This window comes from Microvirga sp. jy35 (genome assembly GCF_056148915.1).
On sequence record NZ_JBWBEW010000012.1, the window covers coordinates 1 to 18581 of the forward strand.

Here is an 18581-nt window from a genome sequence, read left to right on the forward strand (position 1 = left end):
TTCTCCTACCTGACCAAGCCCGTGGCCGACAACATGGCCAAAGCCTTCCGCGAGGAGTAGCCGCCACAAAAAACACCAGAACTCAAGAACTCCAGATACCCTTTCTGGCTTGAGGCGTTCGCACGTCCTGGCAGTCGGTCTGCCGCGGTTCGAGGAGGAAAATTCATGACGGGCAGGGGCAAAGTTCGTCGAGGACCGTGCCACTTCCGATAACAGCTGGAGGCGCCATTTTAGGGAGCGTCAAGGGTCAGCCGAGTGCCGATTCAGCTTTCCTTGTGCGAACCCACGCTTTCGGCGGCCCCATTCCTCATCAACGTTGAACCCTCTCAGAAGCTTGGACCAGCACTCGAGAGAGTTTCACTTGGGAACTGTCCGGGCAATTGATGGATCTCGGACATACTTACTGACCGATAAAGGCGGATGCCAGGATCGTCGTTGCGTAGGCCGATATCACAAAGAATGGGCCGAGCACGGAAGCCGACACAAGCAGGACAAGCGAGTTCTTGAGGATACGCATCGTGAGACTCCTTTACCTTGGAGCCTCAACCTTAGGAGCGATAGGGTTAACTGCAGGCTAACCTTGGCAGACGAAACGATGATCCTGGAAGAACCCCCGCACATCGTGAAATCAGTCTCACATGCGAGGGTCCGAACGCTCTCAGTCGCAGCGGCGAACACGCCGCGTCACGGAGCCACCCCAGCGGTCCTGTTCGACAATAGTGACGTTGCGGCATGATTCTTCATAGGCACCATAGCGCCGCTCATCGCGTCGGGCGTCACGCCGGCCCTGCTCGTATGCACGCTCACGTTCGGCGTCCCGGCGCTGACGCCACCGCTCGCGCCGCTCGTATTCCTCCTGCTGAGGATCGCGAACGCCGATCTGGGGGCGGCCATCGGGGCCGATGCCGAACTGGATGGACGGCTGAGCCATCGAGGGCGTGCCGATAAAAAGACCGGAGCCAATGGCGGCAACAGTCAAAAGAGCAAATTTTCTCATGGGCTTGATCCCTTCAGATAGTCGCGATGCAACGTCTGATGATCGGGGCGGTTCCAGCCCATGGCCCTGTCGCGGCACCTTGCCTCATAACTCGGAGACTTCTCAGGTTGTGCCCCTGGATGGCTTTACTCCCACAAAACTGCTGATCCTCTGGTAAAGGCTCATGCTCGGATCGAGCCGGGCGCAGCACCTCTTTCGATGATCTAGGCTTTGACGCGCTCACGGGGGAGATGCCGGATCGGCAGGTCAGGGGACTTCAATCGGCCTTCTGCGCCGGGCGTTGGACCTGCATGCAGCAGCTGCTCTCCCGCGGTGAGGCATTCCTGTCGGATGATCGGCCGGTATGACTTGCCCGGCGGGTCAATCGTTATCTGGCGGCCGGAAATGGGATCGAAAACGGTCATGAAGTTCGCTCTTGCCGAGGCGGCGAGATCTCGCCGCCTGCAGGAGAGAAACGGCTTCATCCATATTCCGTTCGGGGGGATGATCGTGCGGTGTGCGCTCCAGCACCAGAACCGGCAAGACGGTTCTGCGTCAGGGCCTTCGGCGTGCGATGATCCAGACCGCATGGACGATGCCCGGGATGTAGCCCAGGATCGTCAGCAGAATGTTGAGCCAGAACTGACCGCCCAGGCCCACGGTGAAGAACACGCCAACGGGCGGCAGAAGAATGGCGAGGATGATGCGAAGCAGGTTTCCCATGGTCTCAGGTCATTGTGCTCAGGTCTTGATGGAGATTATGAGTGGAACGGGATCGCGGTCCTCCTGTTCCACCCCGCGTCATGCAATCGTGACGCCGCCGTCCACCACCACGGTCTGGCCGGTCATGAAGCTTGCGGCCGACGACGCCAGGAAGGCCGCCACCGGGCCGATCTCGTCGGGCGTGCCGATCCGGCGCAGGGGCGTCTGGCTGTTGCGCTGCTCCAGGGCCTGCGGATCTTCCCACAAGGCGCGGGCGAAATCAGTCTTGACCAGGCCCGGGGCGATGCAGTTGATGCGCACGTTTTGCGGCCCCCATTCCACCGCGAGATTGCGGGCGAGCGCGAAGTCCGCAGCCTTCGAGATGCCGTAGCCGCCGATCACGCCCGTACCGCGCAGGCCTGCGATCGAGGAGACGATCACGACCGCTCCGCCGCCCCGCTCTGCCATCTCCGGGATGACGAGATTGCAGAGCCAGAGATTGCTCTTCACGTTGGCGCCCATGATCTTGTCGAAGGCCTCGTCGCTCAAGGAGCTCATGGGGCCGTAGACTGGATTGACGGCGGCGTTGCAGACCAAGATGTCGACCGGCCCGAGCCGCTCTCGCGTCTGAGCGACGAGCGCTTCGACTTCCAGTTTGCGCGAGATGTTGCAGGGGATGGCCATGGCCTCTCCGCCCCTCTCGCGGATGCCCTCGACCACAGGCTCGCACGCCTCGATCTTGCGGCTCGACACCACCACCCTGGCTCCGAGCGACGCCATGGTTTCCGCGATGGAGCGGCCGATGCCGCGGCTCGATCCGGTGACGATGGCCACCTTTCCGGAGAGGTCGAACGGGTTGGTCATGCGGCAGGCCCTGCATTGTGCGGCTTGTCGGCCGGCTTGTACTTGGCGAGTTCGATCTTCGCGACGGTCTCGCGGTGAACTTCGTCGGGGCCATCCGCGAGGCGCAGCACGCGGGCGCGGGCATAGGCGTAAGCCAAGTGGAAATCCTGAGACACCCCGCCGCCGCCGCAAACCTGGATCGCCCGGTCCACGACCTTCTGCGCCACGTTCGGCGCCACCACCTTGATCATGGCGATCTCGGCGCGGGCCGCCTTGTTGCCGACCTCGTCCATCATGCGGGCGGCCTGGAGCGTCAGCAGGCGGGCCTGGTCGATCTCCATGCGCGACTCGGCGATCCAGTGGCGGGTCACGCCGTGATCGGCCACGTGTCTGCCAAAGGTGCTGCGCGACAGGGCGCGCTTGCACATGGTCTCCAGCGCGCGCTCGGCGAGGCCGATGGAACGCATGCAGTGGTGAATGCGGCCAGGGCCCAGGCGGCCTTGCGCAATCTCGAAGCCGCGCCCTTCGCCGAGCAGGATGCTGGAGGCCGGCACGCGCACGTTTTCGAACACAACCTCCGCATGGCCGTGCGGCGCGTCATCGTAGCCGAAGACCGTGAGCGGACGGACCACTGTCACGCCGGGCGCGTCCATCGGCACCAGGATCATCGATTGCTGCTGGTGCTTGGGCGCATCCGGGTTCGTCTTGCCCATGACGATGGCGATCTTGCAGCGCGGATCCATGGCCCCGGAGGTCCACCACTTGCGCCCGTTGATCACGTATTCGTCGCCTTCGCGGCGGATCTCGGTGCGAATGTTGGTGGCATCCGACGAGGCCACCTCCGGCTCGGTCATGGCGAAGCACGAGCGGATCTCGCCGTCCATCAGGGGCTTGAGCCAGCGCTGCTTATGCTCCTCGGAGGCATAGAGAATGAGCGTCTCCATGTTGCCGGTATCGGGCGCGGAGCAGTTGAACGGCTCGGCTCCGATCGGCGAGCGCCCCATGATCTCGCACACCATGGCGTATTCGAGGTTCGTCAGGGAATCCGGATAGTGGCGCTTGGGCAGGAACAGGTTCCACAGCCCTTGAGCTTTGGCGCGCGCCTTCAGATCCTCCATCACCGGCGCCACGCCCCAGCGGCTGGGCATAGCGTTGAGCTGCTGCTCGAAGATCTCTTCGGCCGGATAGACATGTGCCTCCATGAATTCCGTGACGCGGTGGCGCAAGTCCTCGGCCCGTGGGCTTATGGGAAACAGCATTGGTTCCTCCTATCAGGCCGCGATCAGACCACCGGTTTCGGCGAGCTTGGACAGATGGTGGTCGGCATCGCCGAACAAGGTGTCGATCATCGTCACGCGCTTGAAGAGATGGCCGACCTTGTATTCCATGGTCATGCCGACGCCCCCATGCAGCTGGACCGCCTGCTGCCCGACGAAGCGGCCCGAGCGGCCGATCTGCACCTTCGCGGCCGAGATCGCCTTGCGGCGCTCCTCCGCATTCTGCTCCTGCGCCATCATGGCGGCTAACATTGCCATGCTGCGCCCCTGCTCGACGGCAATGAACATCTCGGAGGAGCGGTGCTGCAGCACCTGGAACGATCCGATGGTGGTGTTGAACTGCTTCCGGGTCTTCAGGTAATCGACCGTGAGCTTGAGCATCTCGTCCATGGCGCCGATGGCCTCGGCCGCAAGAGCCGCGATGGCGATGTCGGTCACCTTCTCCACCACGGGCAGAGCGCCTTCCGGGTTGCCGATAACGCTCTCGGCATCGACACGGACGGATTCCAGCGTCACCTCGGCGGCGCGTTGCCCGTCCTGCGTCGGGTAGCCCCGACGGGAAACGCCAGGTGCATTCGCATCGACGAGAAAGAGCCCGATGCCGTCGCGGTCGCGGCGGGAGCCGGCGACGCGGGCCGTCACCAGGAGCCTTTCGGCGCTGTCGCCATGCAGCACGACGCTCTTCTGCCCGTTGAGGATGAAGCTGCCGCCATCGCGCTGCGCAGCGGTCGCGACATCGAAGAGGTCGTAGCGCGACTGCCGCTCCGTGTGGGCGAGGGCGAGACGAAGATCGCCCGATGCGACCTGGGGCAGATGAGCCGACTTCTGCTCCTCGCTGCCGCCGTGGTGCAGCAGGCCGGCGCCGAGGATGACGGTGGCGAGGTAGGGCTCAAGCGCCAGCGAGCGCCCGAAGGCTTCCAAGATGGTCATGGTCTCCACGGGACCGCCGCCGAAGCCGCCATGGGCCTCATCGAAGGGAAGGGCGAGAAGGCCGAGCTCCGCGTAGGCGCTCCAGAGGTCCCTGCTCCAGCCCTCCGGCTCCTTGGCGTAGCGCTGGCGGCTCTCGAAGTCATAGCGGTCCGCCATCAGGCGATCGACGCTGTCCTTCAGCAGGCGCTGTTCTTCGCTGAGATCAAAGTCCATGTCGTGTCTCCTTGTCATTCCCGGCCGCAGCGCAGCGGGGGGAAGGGAATCCATCAATGTCGAGCAGGCGGGTGGATCCCCTTCCCGGTCCTGCGGACCGCCGGGGATGACATTCGTCGTCAGAACCCCAGGATCGCCTTGGCGATGATGTTCTTCTGGATTTCGTTGGAGCCGCCGTAGATCGAGATCTTGCGCCAGTTGAAATAGGTCGGCGCTGCGGTGCTGGCCCAGTCCGGACCGTCGATGGGCTCGTTACGGCCTTCCTCCTCCGGGTGGTAGGGCATGGCGAAGGGGCCGACGACTTCCATCAAAAGCTCGGTGGTGGCCTGTTGAATCTCCGAGCCCTTGATCTTGAGGATCGACGAGGCCGGATCGGGCTTGCCCTTCTCGCGCCGGCTCTCGGCGGCTACCACGCGCAGCTGCGTCATCTCGAGCGCCTTCAGCTCCACCTCGACGGCGGCGAGCTTCTCGCGGAAGCGCGGCACCTCGATCAGCGGCACGTCTCCGATGCGCTCCAGGCTTGCGAGTTCGCGCACCCGCTTCAGGCGCGCCTTCGAGATGCCGATGCGAGCAATGCCCACGCGCTCGTTGCCGAGCAGGAACTTGGCATAATCCCAGCCCTTGTTCTCTTGCCCGACGAGATTCTCGACCGGCACGGGCACGTCGTCGAAGAACACCTCGTTGACCTCGTGCCCGCCGTCGATTGTCTGGATCGGACGCACGGTGATCCCCGGCGTCTTCATGTCGATGAGCAGGAACGAGATGCCCTCCTGCTTCTTCACGGCGGAATCCGTGCGCGCCAGGCAGAAGATCCAGTCCGCGTGCTGGGCCAGCGTCGTCCAGGTCTTCTGGCCGTTGACGATGTAGACATCTCCATCGCGTTTCGCCGTGGTCTTCAGCGAGGCGAGGTCGGAGCCGGCTCCGGGCTCCGAGAAGCCCTGGCACCACCAGTCGTCGAGATTGGCGATGCGCGGCAGGAAGCGGCGCTTCTGCTCCTCGTTGCCGAAGGTATAGATCACCGGGCCGACCATGCTGACGCCGAAGGCAAGCGGTTCGGGGGCGGGCGCCTGCTGCAGCTCGTCGCGAAAGATGTACTGCTTCACCGGGCTCCAGCCGGTGCCGCCCCATTCCACCGGCCAGTGCGGCACCGCCCAGCCCTTGGCATTGAGAATGCGGCTCCAGGTGACGAGGTCGTCCTTGCTTGGATGATAACCCTGGATCATCTTGCGGCGGATGGAGTCGGGCAGGGCGGTGCGGAAGAATTCGCGAACCTCGTCGCGGAAGGCGAGCTCCTCATCGGTGAAGCGCAGATCCATGGGGGTTATCCTCTAGGCCGAGAAACGAAGGGAATGGGGGCGGCTGGTCATGGTGTGGCGTTCTCCGCCTTGCGGCGTTCTGCATCGCGCAGTTCGACCTTCGACAGCTTGCCGACCGAGGTGCGCGGAAGCGCCTCGCGGATTTCGAGAGCCGCCGGCATTTCGTGCTTGCCGACCTTGTCGGCCAGAAACGCCTGCAGCTCTTCCAGGGTGAAACCGGGCGCATCGTTCTTCAGCTTCACGAACACCTTGGCGGCTTCGCCGCGATAGGTGTCCGGAACTCCGATCACGATGGCTTCCTCCACCTGCGGGTGTTCGTAGACCGCCTGCTCGATCACCTGCGGATAGACGTTGAAGCCGCCGGAGATGATCATGTCCTTGCGGCGGTCGACGATGAAGAAATAGCCGTCCTCGTCGTGATAGCCGATGTCGCCGGTGAGGAGTCCGTCCGGTGTGAAGGCCTCGGCCGTCTCCTTCGGCTTGTTCCAGTAGCCGCGGCTGATGTTGAGGCCCCGGACGCGAAGCTCGCCGGTTTCGCGCACGCCGAGCACGCGGCGGGGCTCGTCGAGGGACAAGATGTCGAGCTCGACCCCCGGCATGGGAATGCCGATAGAGCCCGGCTTCGGCGGCCCCTTCAGCGGCAGGTTCGTGCCTGCGGGAGAGGTTTCCGTCATGCCCCAACCGCCGAGGAGACACTGTCCTGTGAGACGATGGAATCGCTCTCCCACCTCAACCGGCAGCGGCGCCCCTCCGGAGCTACAATGGATCATGGAAGAGAAATCGCGGTTCTCAATGCCCGGATAATTGGCCAGTGCGATCCACATGGTGGGAACGCCCGGAAAGGCAGTTGCCCGCTTCACCTCGATGTCCCGCAAGGTGGTCTCGGGGTCGAAGCGTAGGCGCAGCAGGATCTCGTTGCCGTTCCTGATCTGCCGCAGCAGGATCGTGGTCAGCGCGTAGATATGGAACAGCGGCAGGGCGCAGATCACCTTCTGCTCGCCAGGGCGCGTGTTCAACTGCGGGCCGAACCACGCCTCGTACATGGCAACCGCCGCCGTGAGATTGCCATGGGTGAGAATGGCGCCTTTCGGCGTGCCGGTGGTGCCGCCGGTATATTGCAGCAGGGCGATGTCGTCCGGCGCGATCGCGGGCCATTGTCCGGGCAGCGCCGCATCGCGCGTGAAGGCCTCAAAGGTGACGACGTCGGGCCGCTCCGGGATTGGCATCGTGGGCGCCGGGCACGGCCCCCACACTGCATCCTCGCCGACGATCAGCCGGTCCACATGCCCGGCATCCAGAAGTTTGAGCGCCATGGACAGCATGCTCGCGAGATTGGTGGTCACGAGAATGCGCGCGCCGCTGTCGTGCAGCTTGTGCGCCAGCTCTCGTTCGGCATCGAGCGGGCTCAGGTGAGCGAGGCGGATTCCGGCCTTGGCTGCGCCGAAGAAGGCATAAGGATGATAGGGCGTGTTCGGCAGATAGAGCGCGACCGCCCCGGCGGCATCGGCGGGCGAGCGGAGGAGGGCGGCGGCGAACGCATCGGCCTGACGACCGATCTCGGCGTAGCTGATGTGCCTGTCCCGGTACTCGATGGCCGGCCTGTCGCCATAGACCGCCACCGCCTCATCCAAGAGCTGCGGCAGCGTCGTTTGGACGATGGGTGCATCCCAATGAACGCCTGGCGGATAGGAGCGCTCCCAGGGAAAGGCCGTCCGGCTCATGATGCGTCCGCTCCATCCATGGTGACGACGATCTTGCCCATCGCCTTGCGCCGGCTCAAGGCCGCAATGGCCTCGCCGGCCCTGGCGAGGGGCACGCGTTCGGAAATCACCGGCTTGATTTGCCCACCAGCATAGAAATCGAGAAGTTCTCCCAGATTGGCCGCATTGGCATTCGGATCGCGTCTGGCGAAGGCGCCCCAGAACACGCCGACGATCTGGCAGGATTTCAGGAGCGGCAGGTTGAGGGGAATCTTCGGAATCCCGGCCGGGAAGCCGACCACCAGGAATCGTCCCTCCCAGGCAATGGCGCGCAAGGAGGCTTCCGAGTAATCGCCGCCCACAGGGTCGTAGATCACGTCGGCGCCGTCCGATCCGCAGGCCGCCTTGAACTGCTCGGCCAAGGCCTTGACACCATCACGGTCGAAGGGACCTGACGCATAGACGATGCTCTCGTCGGCGCCATGCCGCTTCGCAAGCGCCGCCTTCTCGTCCGACGAAGCGGCGGCGATGACCTTCGCGCCCATCGCCTTACCGAGCTCCACGGCTGCAAGCCCGACGCCTCCGGCTGCGCCCAGCACCAGCAGGGTCTCGCCTGCCTTCAGCCCGGCCCGGTCCTTGAGAGCGTGATAGGAGGTGCCATAGGTCATGACGAAGGCGGCCGCCTCGTCGAAGGGCATGGCATCGGGCATGGGGATGCAGCGGTCGGCCGAGAGGGCGAGCTTCTCGGCCATGCCGCCCCAGCCGCAGGAGCCGATCACCCGATCGCCGGCTTTCAGGAAGGACACGCCTTCGCCCACCGCCTCGACGATGCCGGAGACCTCGCTGCCCGGCGCGAAGGGGCGCTCGGGCTTGAACTGGTAGCGATCCTCGATGATCAGCGCGTCGGGGTAGTTCACCCCGCAGGCCTTGATGGCCAGCAGGACTTCGCCCGGCTTCGGGCAGGGCTCGGCCACGGATTCCAGCACGAGCGTCTCAGGTCCGCCCGGCTGTATGCTGAGTAGGGCCAGCATCCTTCGCTTCCTCCCCAGAAAGCGCGCACTATGTGTTTGAGGTAGGGTATCCCCGTCATCTCCAGATGCAAGCCGATTTTTCGAAAATAATAGGCGACGTGAATTTTCCTCATATTTTCAAATGGATTTGGGCTAGACAAAAACATACCGCTTTTGTCATTAATAGCACCAGACAAGGTCAGGAGCGCTCGTCGCCGCCGGCGCCGGGTGGCTTGGAATGAAGGGGCTGCACCGCCCCAGCGATCCAGGGAGGATCCCAAGATGCGTGAAGCTGTCATCGTTTCCACGGCTCGCACCCCCATCGGAAAAGCCTATCGCGGCGCCTTCAACGACACCCAGGCCCAGGCGCTGGGCGGCCATGCCATCGCCGAGGCCGTGAAGCGCGCCGGCATCGATCCGGGCGAGATCGGCGACGTCGTGATGGGCGCAGCGCTGCAGCAGGGCTCGACCGGGTCGAACATTGCCCGTCAGGCAGCCCTGCGCGCGGGCCTGCCGACCGGCGTCGCCGGCATGAGCATGGACCGTCAATGCGCCTCGGGCCTGATGGCCATCGCGACTGCTGCCAAGGAGATCGTGGTCGACGGGATCGGCATCGCGGTGGGCGGCGGCCTCGAGTCGATCTCTCTTGTCCAGAACGAGCATGCGAATCGCTACCGCGCCAAGGATCCCGCGCTCGTGGAGACGGTTCCGGCGCTTTACATGAGCATGCTCGAGACGGCCGAGACGGTGGCGGACCGCTACGGGATATCCCGCGAGGCGCAGGACGAATACGCCCTCAAGTCGCAGCAGCGCACCGCGCAGGCCCAGACCGAAGGGCGCTTCGCGGCCGAGATCGTTCCCATGACGACCAGCATGGTCGTGGTCGACAAGGCCACCGGCGCCGCCTCCCAGCGGGAGATCACGCTCTCGCAGGACGAGGGCAACCGCCCGCAGACGCGGCTCGAGGATCTGCAGGCGCTGAACCCCGTATTCAAGGATGGGCTGCGCGTGAAGGAAGGCCGCTTCATCACGGCCGGCAACGCTTCGCAATTGTCGGACGGCGCCTCGGCGGCTGTCCTGATGGAAGCCAAGGAGGCCGAGCGTCGTGGTCTGCAGCCGCTCGGCGCCTATCGCGGCATGGCGGTGGCCGGGTGCGATCCGGACGAAATGGGCATCGGGCCGGTCTTCGCCGTTCCGAAGCTGCTCAAGCAGCATGGTCTGACGGTGGACGACATCGACATCTGGGAGCTCAACGAAGCCTTCGCCTGCCAGGTGCTCTATTGCCGCGACCGGCTCGGCATTCCCAACGAGAAGCTCAACGTGAACGGCGGCGCCATCTCCATCGGCCATCCCTATGGCATGTCGGGGGCGCGCATGACCGGCCATATCCTCATCGAGGGCAAGCGCCGCGGCGCGAAGTACGGCGTCGTCACCATGTGCGTGGGCGGCGGCATGGGGGCTGCCGGTCTTTTCGAGATCTACTAAGACACGTCCTCAAGACAAGCGCACCGAATCAGGGGAGAGAACAGCATGAGCAGCGCGGCCGAGACGAGTTACGCAACCCGCATCAATCCCGTCGTCGAGTTGAGACGCGACGGCGAGATCGCCGTGCTCGCCGTCAACTCGCCTCCCGTGAACGCGCTCTCGGCGCAGGTGCGCGAAGGCATTGTGGAAGGCATCAGGCAAGCCGGCGCTGATGCGAGCATCAAAGCCGTGGTTCTGCATTGCGAGGGCCGCACCTTCTTCGCCGGTGCCGACATCAGCGAGTTCGGCAAGCCGCCGAAGCACCCGATGCTGCCGGAGGTCGTGGACTTCATCGAGGCCTCATCGAAGCCTGTGGTCGCTGCCCTTCACGGCACGGCGCTCGGTGGCGGTCTGGAGACGGCGCTGGCCTGCCATTACCGCGTGGCCGTGCCTTCGGCGAAGTGCGGCTTTCCGGAAGTGAAGCTGGGATTGCTGCCGGGTGCCGGCGGCACGCAGCGCCTGCCCCGCCTCGTGGGTCCGGAGCGGGCCATGGAGATGGTCACCTCCGGCAGCCCGATCCCGGCGAAAGCCGCGAAGGAGATGGGCATCGTCGACGAACTCGTCGACGAGAACGATCTGCTCGCAAGCGCCATCGCCTTTGCGCGCAGAGCAACTGCCGAGAACCGTCCCCTGAAGAAGGTGCGGGACCTCGATGACAGGATCGCGGCAGCGCGTGGCAAGCCGCAGATTTTTGATGCATTCCGCAAGGCCAATGACCGCAAGTTCCGCGGCTTCCAGGCGCCGGAATACAACATCCGCTGCATCGAGGCGGCCGTGAACCTGCCCTTCGATGAGGGCATCAGATTAGAGCGCCAGCTGTTTCAGGAACTCGTGAGCGGCGAGCAGTCGGCGGCCCAGCGGCACGTGTTCTTCGCCGAGCGCCAGGTCTGGAAGATCCCGGACATTTCCGACGATACGCCGACCCTGCCGGTGAAGAAGGTCGGAATCATCGGCGCCGGCACCATGGGCGGCGGCATCTCGATGAACTTCGCCAATGCAGGGCTGCCCGTCACAATCGTCGAGGCGAAGCCCGAGGCCCTGGAGAGGGGCCTGGGCGTGATCCGCCGCAACTACGACAGCACGGCCAAGAAGGGCCGCATGAGCGTGGAGGATGTGGAGCGCCGGATGGGGCTTCTCACCGGCAGCCTCAACATGGAGGATCTCGCCGATTGCGACCTCATCATCGAGGCCGTGTTCGAGAACATGGCGATCAAGAAGGAGATCTTCACCAAGCTCGATGCCATCGCCAAGCCCGGGGCGATTCTGGCCACCAACACCTCCTATCTCAACGTGAACGAGATCGCCGCGATGACGAAGCGGCCGGAACACGTGCTGGGCATGCACTTCTTCTCCCCGGCGAACATCATGCGGCTGCTGGAGGTGGTGCGCGGCGAAAAGACCAACAAGCAGGTGATCGCCACCGCCATGCAGCTCGGACGCCAGATCGGCAAGATCGCCGTGCTGGTGGGCGTCTGCCACGGCTTCGTCGGCAACCGCATGCTCGAGCCGCGCCAGCGCGAGGCCAACCGCCTGGTGCTGGAAGGCGCCATGCCCTGGGACGTGGACCGCGTTCTCTACGAGTTCGGCTTCCCCATGGGGCCCTTCGCCATGGCCGATCTTGCCGGCCTCGACATCGGCTGGTCGCGCGAGACCTCGAAGGGCGAGACCGTGCGCGAGATCCTTTGCGAGCAGGACCGCCGCGGCCAGAAGACGGGTGCGGGCTTCTATGACTACGACGAGAACCGCAACGCCAAGCCGTCCAAGCTCGTGGAGCAGATCATCCTCGATCTCTCGGCGAAGAAAGGCATCACGCGCCGGGAAATTTCCGATCAGGAAATCCTGGAGCGCTGCGTCTATACGATGATCAACGAGGGGGCGAAGATCCTGGAAGAGGGCATCGCCATCCGCTCCTCCGACATCGATATCGTCTGGATCAACGGCTATGGCTGGCCGGTCTATCGCGGCGGCCCGATGTTCTACGGCGAGCAGGTGGGCCTGGGCAAAGTGCTCGACCGGCTGCGCGCCTACGAAGCCAAGTTCGGAGGCGATTTCAAGCCGGCCGCGCTGCTTGAGCGCCTTGTCGCCGACGGCAAGGGGTTTCGCGATCTCTGAACAGAGATCGCGCCTGCCATGAGCGACACGGCTCCCGACCCGCGGCGTCAGACGCTGCTTGCCTCGTTTGACGGCGCACGTCCGAGCGCTCCGCACTGGTTCGATCAGGCACTGGCGCATGCGCCTGAGCGGGGCTTCACCGTGGCCGCAGGCGCCCGGATCGAAACGCTCACCTGGGGCGAGCGCGGCAGGCCCGGGCTCCTGTTCCTGCACGGCAACGGAGCTCATGCGGAATGGTGGAGCTTCATCGCGCCGTTCTTCTCGGGCGAATTTCGCTGCGCTGCCCTGTCATGGTCGGGCATGGGTGGCTCGGACCGGCGGGAGCGATACTCCTTCGACATCTTCGTCGAGGAGGCGATGACGATCGCCGAGGCGACGGGATTGTTCGCAAGCAAGGCCAAGCCTGTCTTCATCGGCCATTCCTTCGGGGGCTTTCCCATCATCGAGGCCGCCGCGCGGCACGGGGAGCGGCTCGGCGGAGGGATCATCATCGACACGCCGATCTTCTCGCCCGAGAGACGGAAGGAGCGGCGGGAGAAGGGCGCCGCCTGGGACATGCGCCCGCACAAGGTCTATTCGACCTTAGAGGCCGCTCTGCAGCGCTTCCGGCTCGTGCCGGCTCAGCCCTGCGAGAATCTCTTCATCGCCGACTTCATCGCCCGAACCTCGCTGACATATGTCGAGACGCCCGAAGAAAACGGGTGGACCTGGCGCTTCGATCCGTACCTCTGGCGCGACTACGAATGGGAGGACCCGGCTCCGTCCCTGTCAGCGCCCCGATGCCCGCTCGCGGTTCTGCTCGGCGCCCGGTCCACCCTGATGCAGGAGGGGGATATCGCGCGAATGCGGCGGATCCTGCCGCCCGTCACACCGGTGATCGATATCCCCGAGGCCTACCACCATGTGCCGATCGATCAGCCCCTCGCGCTTGTCGCGGCGCTGCGGGCCCTGCTGGCCGGCTGGGCCTCGGCGTCCGCCTCCGGCGAGAACACGCCGATGAACAGAGGCCTGGCGTAGATATCCGCCGCCGTTTCCCTCGTGACGCCCGAAATCCAGCGCTCGAGTTCCGCCGCCGCGTTGATGGCGCTGTCGACCACGTGGGCCGCCACGAAGGGGTCGAGCGGGCGGATCGAGCCGTCGACCATACCATCGACCACGAAGCTGCCGAAGCGCTGGGCCAGGCGGTCCATGGTGCGCTTCGTCTGGCCCCTGAGCCCTTCCGGCAGGGCGCTGAAGGCGGAGATGCGCAGCAGCGGCCCTTGATCGGAGATCTGGTAGCGGATCAGCTCGCTCGTTGCCGCGCAGAGACGGTCCCAGCCCGTCTCCCCATCCGCTTCTGCGGCCTGCTGGACCTGCCGCACCACGGCGAAGGTGCGCTCGAAGCAGGCGGTGACGAGATCGTCCTTGTTGTCGTTGTGATGGTAGAAGGATCCCTTGGTGACGTTCAGCCGGGCCGAGATCTTCTCCACGGAGGCCCCGCGATAGCCCTGTTCGTTGATCAGGATGGTGGCCGAGCGCAGGAACGCCTCGGGTGAAATTTCCTCGGCCGAGGGCCAGCTGATCTGCGGCAGCACCGTGGGGCGCCAGGCGGATCGCGGCGCGGCGAGCCCGTGGATGAGGATGTCGCTGATCCTGTCGGCGACGCGCCGGTAATCCTGGGGCTCGTAATGGTCGATCCAGTGCCGGACGCCGTGCATGACGGAGATCAGCAGATGGGCCCGCGCGTTCTTCTGAGCTCGGCTTAAGGAAGGCGCGCCGTCGAGGTCGTACAGACTGCGCAGGTGCCGGAACATCTGGTTGTAGGTGCCGAACACCAGCTCCACGTGCGGGCTGGTCAGGGACCGCATGTCGCTGAAGCTCATGAGCGGCGGCCGGGCTCCCGAGGCGCTCTCCGCCAGCCTCTCGCAATAGAGCCGCAGGATCGCCCGCAGGCGCTCCTGCGGCGTCTCCTGCTGCAGAGCGTCGGCGATGAGCTCGTCCAATGCTTCGATGGAGCGCAGGAGGCAGGCCGTCGCCAGCTCCTCCTTCTTGCGGTAATAATAGGTGACGCTGTTGGTGATCAGTCCGACGCTCTGGGCCACATCGGCCAGGGTCGTGCCCTTCAATCCTTTCTGATTGAAGAGCTGGACAGCCCCGTCAAGGATGGCCTGTCGCTTCTGCTCATAGCGTTTGGTTTGACGCGGGAGAGCGTTGGAGGTCGGCGTCATGGTAGTTTCGTGGCTCCTGGCCCGAGGGCCGGCCCAAAGGCTGCCCATGGTTGAGCTCCTAGCACGAATCCATGCCGGGAGCGATGCCGCGTGTGCAACAGTTCGACTGTACCGGTTATTCTAATAGAGAGTCGAGGGTGAATCCCGGGCTGCCGGAAATCGGTGCAATTCTGCTTCCATGATCCGTTGACGAGGCCATAGTCTCGTGTCAGTCTCCTTTCCAGACACAGGACAGGGCCAATGAAGCCCTGCCGGCGGTGCGACCTTGAAAAGGACCGTACCGTTCATTCGAGAGGAAACGATCCGAGGAGCCTGCTCCGTCCGGTTTGAGGGTCCAGTGCCGTAAGTCACAGGCCCTCGTTCCTGCTCCAGCCAGGCAGGAAATCGCGGTCGAGCACGGGAGCCCGGAGCCCAGGAGGAGGACGCGGCTCCTTGAACATCTTCTTTCAGCAGGTTCTGAACGGGCTGACGCTCGGGAGCGTCTATGCGCTCGTGGCCCTCGGCCTGACGCTGGTCTACGGGATTCTCCACATTCCCAACTTCGCCCATGGGGCGCTGTACATGGTGGGGGCCTATGCGGCCTTCTACCTGGTGGGTTCGCTCGGCGCGAATTACTGGGTCGCCATGGCTGGCGCGGCCGTTGTCGTGGCGGCTCTCGCGGTTCTGTCGGACCGTCTCATCTTTCATCGCCTGAGAAACGCGCCGCCGCTGCACGACATGATCGCGGCGATCGGCCTTCTGCTGTTTCTGGAGGCCGGCATTCAGGCGATCTGGGGTGCGGAATTCCACCGCCTTGCTCCTCCTTATCCGCAGATCGTGCGCATCTTCGATCTCGTTGCTCCCGCGCAACGCCTGATCATCATCGCGGCGGCGTTCGGGTTAATGCTCGTTCTCCACCTCTTCCTGACGCGCACGCTCACCGGCTCCACGATCATCGCCATGGCACAGAACCGGGAGGGAGCCTCCCTCGTCGGCATCGACGCCACGAAGGTGTCCGTTCTCACCTTCGCCATCTCCGGCGCCCTGGCGGCGGTGGCCGCGACGCTCTTTTCTCCCATCAACCTGATCTATCCCTCCATGGGCCATCTCGTGATCATGAAGGCCTTCGTGATCATCATCCTGGGCGGCATGGGCAGCATTCCGGGCGCCATCGTCGGGGGGCTCGTGATCGGGTTCGCCGAGAGCTTCGGGGCCTTCTACGTCTCCACGAACTACAAGGACATCATCGCCTTCGCGCTGCTCGTCCTGATCCTGTCATTCCGGCCCCAGGGCCTCTTTCCCAGCGGAGCCCGGTAATGACGTCGAAGACCTGGCAGAAACCCCTTCTCGCCGTCCTCCTGGCCCTTGCCGTTATCTTCCCGATGATCGCTGCGAACGACTACTACATCTACGTGATGTCGCTCGCCTACATCATGGCGATCGCTGCGGTAGGGCTGAACCTGATCCTGGGCTATACGGGCCAGCTCAACCTGGCGCATGCGGGCTTCATGGCCATCGGCGCCTATACGGTCGGGATCCTCACGGTCGATTACGGTGTGCCCTACTGGTTCGCCTTCATCGTGGCTGGTGCCTTGAGCGCGATCATCGGCTTCTTTGCCGGCCTCCTCTCGTTGCGGCTCAAAGGGCACTTCTTCTCGATCTTCACCCTCTGCGTCGGCTTCATGATCTATCTCATCATCGAGAAATGGGAGGCGCTGACCCATGGAACGGTGGGCATCATCGATATTCCGGCACCCACTGGCATTGGTCCGATCCGCTTCGACAACACCTGGTCGCAGTACTACCTCGTGCTGTTCTTCCTCGTGGTGAGCCTGTGGCTGATGAGCCGGATCGTGCATTCCTTGCTCGGGCGCGCCTTCATCGCCATCCGCAACGGTGAGGACTTGGCCGAGACGCTGGGCATCAACCTGATGCGCACCAAGGTTCTCGCCTTCGTGCTCTCCACGTTCTACGCCGGAATGGCCGGCGCCCTCTATGCGGGCTTCGTGCGCTTTATCGGCCCGGCCATGGCGCTGGAGAGCCACACCTTCGACATGATCGCCTTCATTCTCGTGGGCGGCATCGGCACCCTGTTCGGGCCGCTGCTCGGGGCGATCCTGCTCACCTGGCTCACCCAGTCGCTGCAGTTCCTGCAGGACTTCCGGATGATCGTGTTCGGCCCGCTGCTCATCCTCCTGGTCATGTACTTTCCGCAGGGCCTCATCGGCTACTGGCGCGAAAGGCAGGCGCGGCGGGCAGCGGCCTCCATGAAGGACAGGCGCCTTCAGCGATCCGTGATCGGCTCGCAGCAGGAGGTCAGCACCAATGCTTGAGATCCAGGGGCTGACCAAGCGTTTCGGCGGTCTGACGGCTGTGCGCGATGTGACCACCACCTTTGAGAAAAACCGGATCAACGCGATCATCGGCCCGAACGGCGCCGGCAAGACCACGTTCTTCAACCTGGTGAGCGGCTATCACAAGCCCACCTCCGGGCGCATCATCTTCGACGGGCAGGACGTCACGGGCCTGAGGCCCGATCAGGTTGCCAAACTCGGCGTAGCGCGCACCTTCCAGTCGACCACCCTTTTCGACAAGGCGACGGTGCTCGACAACCTCATCGTCGGGCATCGGCTTCGCACCACCTCCACCTTTTGGGATGTGGTGTTGAACACGCGCCGCTTGCGGGAAGACGAGCATCGCTGCCGCGCCAGGGCCGAGGAGGTGCTCGATTTCGTTGGCCTTTCGTCCGTGGCGCACCACCTGGCAGCGGACATCTCACAGGAGGAGCGCAAGCGCGTGGCGTTTGCCCTGGCGCTCGCCACCGATCCGAAGATCGTGCTCCTCGACGAGCCCGCCGGCGGCGTCAACCCGGAGGAGACGCTGGGTCTTGCCGAACTCATCAGGAAGATGATCCGCACGGGTCTGACCGTGTGCCTGATCGAGCACAAGATGGACATGATCATGAGCCTTGCCGACAAGATCGTGGTGCTCGACCATGGCGAGATGATCGCCGAGGGCACGCCGGCGCAGATCCGCTCCGACCAGCGCGTGATCGAGGCCTATCTGGGAGCTGACTATGCTGCGGCTTGAGGGAGCACAGCTCAATTACGGCAGCTTCAGGGCGCTCGACGGAATCTCGATCCATGCGGAGCCTGGCGAGCTCGTGGTGATGCTCGGCGCCAATGGGGCCGGCAAGAGTTCGCTGTTCCTGGCCATCAGCGGATTGCGCAAGCTCACCCGCGGCAACATCTGGTTCAGGGACCAGAACATCGCCGGGCGCAAGCCGTCCCAGATCGTGCAGTCCGGCGTCGTGCATTGCCCCGAGGGGCGCAAGCTCTTCCCCGAGATGTCCGTGCGCAAGAACCTGCTTCTCGGCGCCTATGTCCATCGCCAGGACAAGAAGGAAACGGAGAAGATCCTGAATCAGGTCTTCGAAATGTTCCCGATCCTGCACGAGAAGCGCCACGACATGGCCGGATCCTTAAGCGGCGGCCAGCAGCAGATGGTGGCCATCGGCCGCGCCCTCATGGGGCGGCCGCAGGTCCTGCTGCTGGACGAGCCGTCGCTCGGCCTCGCGCCCCTCGTGGTCAAGCAGGTGCTCGGAGTCATCAAGGCGATCAACGACAAGGGCACGACGGTGCTTCTCGCCGAGCAGAACGCCTATGCGGCTCTGCAGATCGCCCATCGCGCTTACGTTATCGAGAGCGGCCGGATCGTCATGGAAGGCGACCGGGACACCCTGCTCAACGATGAGCGCGTTCGGAAAGCCTATATCGGCGCCTGATCCGGCGC

Annotated in this window: 17 protein-coding genes; 7 read left to right on the top strand and 10 right to left on the bottom strand. The window is 64.3% G+C overall.

Going from position 1 to position 18581, the window contains the following annotated elements; all coding sequences use genetic code 11:
- Nucleotides 1-658: 658 nt before the first annotated feature.
- The 9 genes from AC0QTX_RS11585 to AC0QTX_RS11625 all read right to left on the bottom strand — a co-directional run bounded on the left by AC0QTX_RS11585 (nt 659) and on the right by AC0QTX_RS11625 (nt 8988).
- Entirely contained in the window at nt 659-997 is a 339-nt protein-coding gene (locus AC0QTX_RS11585; protein WP_474603979.1) for a hypothetical protein, read from the bottom strand.
- A 203-nt stretch (nt 998-1200) separates the two neighbouring features.
- Nucleotides 1201-1401: a hypothetical protein gene (locus AC0QTX_RS11590; RefSeq protein ID WP_474603980.1), complete on the bottom strand. Its 201-nt coding sequence runs from the start codon at nt 1399-1401 to the stop codon at nt 1201-1203.
- Between the two features lie 130 nt (nt 1402-1531).
- A complete protein-coding gene (locus tag AC0QTX_RS11595) occupies nt 1532-1699 on the bottom strand; it encodes a YqaE/Pmp3 family membrane protein (RefSeq protein WP_474603981.1) in 168 nt (55 codons plus the stop codon).
- A 78-nt stretch (nt 1700-1777) separates the two neighbouring features.
- Nucleotides 1778-2542 carry an SDR family NAD(P)-dependent oxidoreductase gene (locus AC0QTX_RS11600; protein ID WP_474603982.1) on the bottom strand — a complete coding sequence of 255 codons (765 nt, stop codon included), beginning with the start codon at nt 2540-2542 and terminating at the stop codon, nt 1778-1780.
- Entirely contained in the window at nt 2539-3780 is a 1242-nt protein-coding gene (locus AC0QTX_RS11605; protein ID WP_474603983.1) for an acyl-CoA dehydrogenase family protein, read from the bottom strand. The genes AC0QTX_RS11600 and AC0QTX_RS11605 overlap by 4 nt, the downstream gene beginning before the upstream one ends.
- A gap of 12 nt (nt 3781-3792) precedes the next feature.
- Nucleotides 3793-4941: an acyl-CoA dehydrogenase family protein gene (locus AC0QTX_RS11610; RefSeq protein WP_474603984.1), complete on the bottom strand. Its 1149-nt coding sequence runs from the start codon at nt 4939-4941 to the stop codon at nt 3793-3795.
- Nucleotides 4942-5060: 119 nt separating this feature from the next.
- Complete coding sequence (gene pimC, locus AC0QTX_RS11615; protein WP_474603985.1) at nt 5061-6257, bottom strand: pimeloyl-CoA dehydrogenase large subunit; 1197 nt, start codon at nt 6255-6257, stop codon at nt 5061-5063.
- Nucleotides 6258-6304: 47 nt separating this feature from the next.
- Complete coding sequence (gene pimA, locus AC0QTX_RS11620) at nt 6305-7978, bottom strand: dicarboxylate--CoA ligase PimA (protein WP_474603986.1); 1674 nt, start codon at nt 7976-7978, stop codon at nt 6305-6307.
- Nucleotides 7975-8988: an NADPH:quinone oxidoreductase family protein gene (locus AC0QTX_RS11625; RefSeq protein WP_474603987.1), complete on the bottom strand. Its 1014-nt coding sequence runs from the start codon at nt 8986-8988 to the stop codon at nt 7975-7977. The genes pimA and AC0QTX_RS11625 overlap by 4 nt, the downstream gene beginning before the upstream one ends.
- Nucleotides 8989-9249: 261 nt before the next feature.
- Between AC0QTX_RS11625 and AC0QTX_RS11630 the strand changes: the two genes are divergently transcribed.
- The 3 genes from AC0QTX_RS11630 to AC0QTX_RS11640 all read left to right on the top strand — a co-directional run bounded on the left by AC0QTX_RS11630 (nt 9250) and on the right by AC0QTX_RS11640 (nt 13620).
- A complete protein-coding gene (locus tag AC0QTX_RS11630) occupies nt 9250-10452 on the top strand; it encodes an acetyl-CoA C-acyltransferase (protein WP_474603988.1) in 1203 nt (400 codons plus the stop codon).
- A gap of 81 nt (nt 10453-10533) precedes the next feature.
- Nucleotides 10534-12603, top strand: coding sequence for a 3-hydroxyacyl-CoA dehydrogenase NAD-binding domain-containing protein (locus AC0QTX_RS11635; RefSeq protein WP_474604111.1), 2070 nt, complete (start codon nt 10534-10536; stop codon nt 12601-12603).
- 18 nt (nt 12604-12621) lie between these two features.
- Nucleotides 12622-13620: an alpha/beta fold hydrolase gene (locus tag AC0QTX_RS11640; RefSeq protein WP_474603989.1), complete on the top strand. Its 999-nt coding sequence runs from the start codon at nt 12622-12624 to the stop codon at nt 13618-13620.
- On the opposite strand, the gene AC0QTX_RS11645 is transcribed toward AC0QTX_RS11640, so the two are convergent.
- Entirely contained in the window at nt 13518-14810 is a 1293-nt protein-coding gene (locus tag AC0QTX_RS11645; protein WP_474603990.1) for a TetR/AcrR family transcriptional regulator, read from the bottom strand. The genes AC0QTX_RS11640 and AC0QTX_RS11645 overlap by 103 nt on opposite strands.
- Before the next feature lie 432 nt (nt 14811-15242).
- Here AC0QTX_RS11645 and AC0QTX_RS11650 point away from each other — a divergent pair, with 432 nt between their 5' ends.
- The 4 genes from AC0QTX_RS11650 to AC0QTX_RS11665 are packed head-to-tail and all read left to right on the top strand — an operon-like array spanning nt 15243 to nt 18573.
- Nucleotides 15243-16106: a branched-chain amino acid ABC transporter permease gene (locus tag AC0QTX_RS11650; protein ID WP_474603991.1), complete on the top strand. Its 864-nt coding sequence runs from the start codon at nt 15243-15245 to the stop codon at nt 16104-16106.
- Nucleotides 16106-17122 carry a branched-chain amino acid ABC transporter permease gene (locus tag AC0QTX_RS11655; RefSeq protein WP_474603992.1) on the top strand — a complete coding sequence of 339 codons (1017 nt, stop codon included), beginning with the start codon at nt 16106-16108 and terminating at the stop codon, nt 17120-17122. The genes AC0QTX_RS11650 and AC0QTX_RS11655 overlap by 1 nt, the downstream gene beginning before the upstream one ends.
- Nucleotides 17115-17879, top strand: a complete 765-nt coding sequence (locus AC0QTX_RS11660) for an ABC transporter ATP-binding protein (protein ID WP_474603993.1) — start codon at nt 17115-17117, stop codon at nt 17877-17879. Before AC0QTX_RS11655 ends, AC0QTX_RS11660 begins: the two co-directional genes overlap by 8 nt.
- Nucleotides 17866-18573 (top strand): ABC transporter ATP-binding protein, encoded by a 708-nt coding sequence (locus AC0QTX_RS11665; RefSeq protein ID WP_474603994.1) that lies wholly within the window; start codon nt 17866-17868, stop codon nt 18571-18573. The genes AC0QTX_RS11660 and AC0QTX_RS11665 overlap by 14 nt, the downstream gene beginning before the upstream one ends.
- The last annotated feature ends 8 nt before the right edge of the window (nt 18574-18581 follow it).

Coding starts and splice junctions, on each gene's coding strand:
- AC0QTX_RS11585 (WP_474603979.1), bottom strand. CDS start 997: ATGAGAAAATTTGCTCTTTTGACTGTTGCCGCCATTGGCTCCGGTCTT.
- AC0QTX_RS11590 (WP_474603980.1), bottom strand. CDS start 1,401: ATGACCGTTTTCGATCCCATTTCCGGCCGCCAGATAACGATTGACCCG.
- AC0QTX_RS11595 (WP_474603981.1), bottom strand. CDS start 1,699: ATGGGAAACCTGCTTCGCATCATCCTCGCCATTCTTCTGCCGCCCGTT.
- AC0QTX_RS11600 (WP_474603982.1), bottom strand. CDS start 2,542: ATGACCAACCCGTTCGACCTCTCCGGAAAGGTGGCCATCGTCACCGGA.
- AC0QTX_RS11605 (WP_474603983.1), bottom strand. CDS start 3,780: ATGCTGTTTCCCATAAGCCCACGGGCCGAGGACTTGCGCCACCGCGTC.
- AC0QTX_RS11610 (WP_474603984.1), bottom strand. CDS start 4,941: ATGGACTTTGATCTCAGCGAAGAACAGCGCCTGCTGAAGGACAGCGTC.
- pimC (WP_474603985.1), bottom strand. CDS start 6,257: ATGGATCTGCGCTTCACCGATGAGGAGCTCGCCTTCCGCGACGAGGTT.
- pimA (WP_474603986.1), bottom strand. CDS start 7,978: ATGAGCCGGACGGCCTTTCCCTGGGAGCGCTCCTATCCGCCAGGCGTT.
- AC0QTX_RS11625 (WP_474603987.1), bottom strand. CDS start 8,988: ATGCTGGCCCTACTCAGCATACAGCCGGGCGGACCTGAGACGCTCGTG.
- AC0QTX_RS11630 (WP_474603988.1), top strand. CDS start 9,250: ATGCGTGAAGCTGTCATCGTTTCCACGGCTCGCACCCCCATCGGAAAA.
- AC0QTX_RS11640 (WP_474603989.1), top strand. CDS start 12,622: ATGAGCGACACGGCTCCCGACCCGCGGCGTCAGACGCTGCTTGCCTCG.
- AC0QTX_RS11645 (WP_474603990.1), bottom strand. CDS start 14,810: ATGACGCCGACCTCCAACGCTCTCCCGCGTCAAACCAAACGCTATGAG.
- AC0QTX_RS11655 (WP_474603992.1), top strand. CDS start 16,106: ATGACGTCGAAGACCTGGCAGAAACCCCTTCTCGCCGTCCTCCTGGCC.
- AC0QTX_RS11660 (WP_474603993.1), top strand. CDS start 17,115: ATGCTTGAGATCCAGGGGCTGACCAAGCGTTTCGGCGGTCTGACGGCT.
- AC0QTX_RS11665 (WP_474603994.1), top strand. CDS start 17,866: ATGCTGCGGCTTGAGGGAGCACAGCTCAATTACGGCAGCTTCAGGGCG.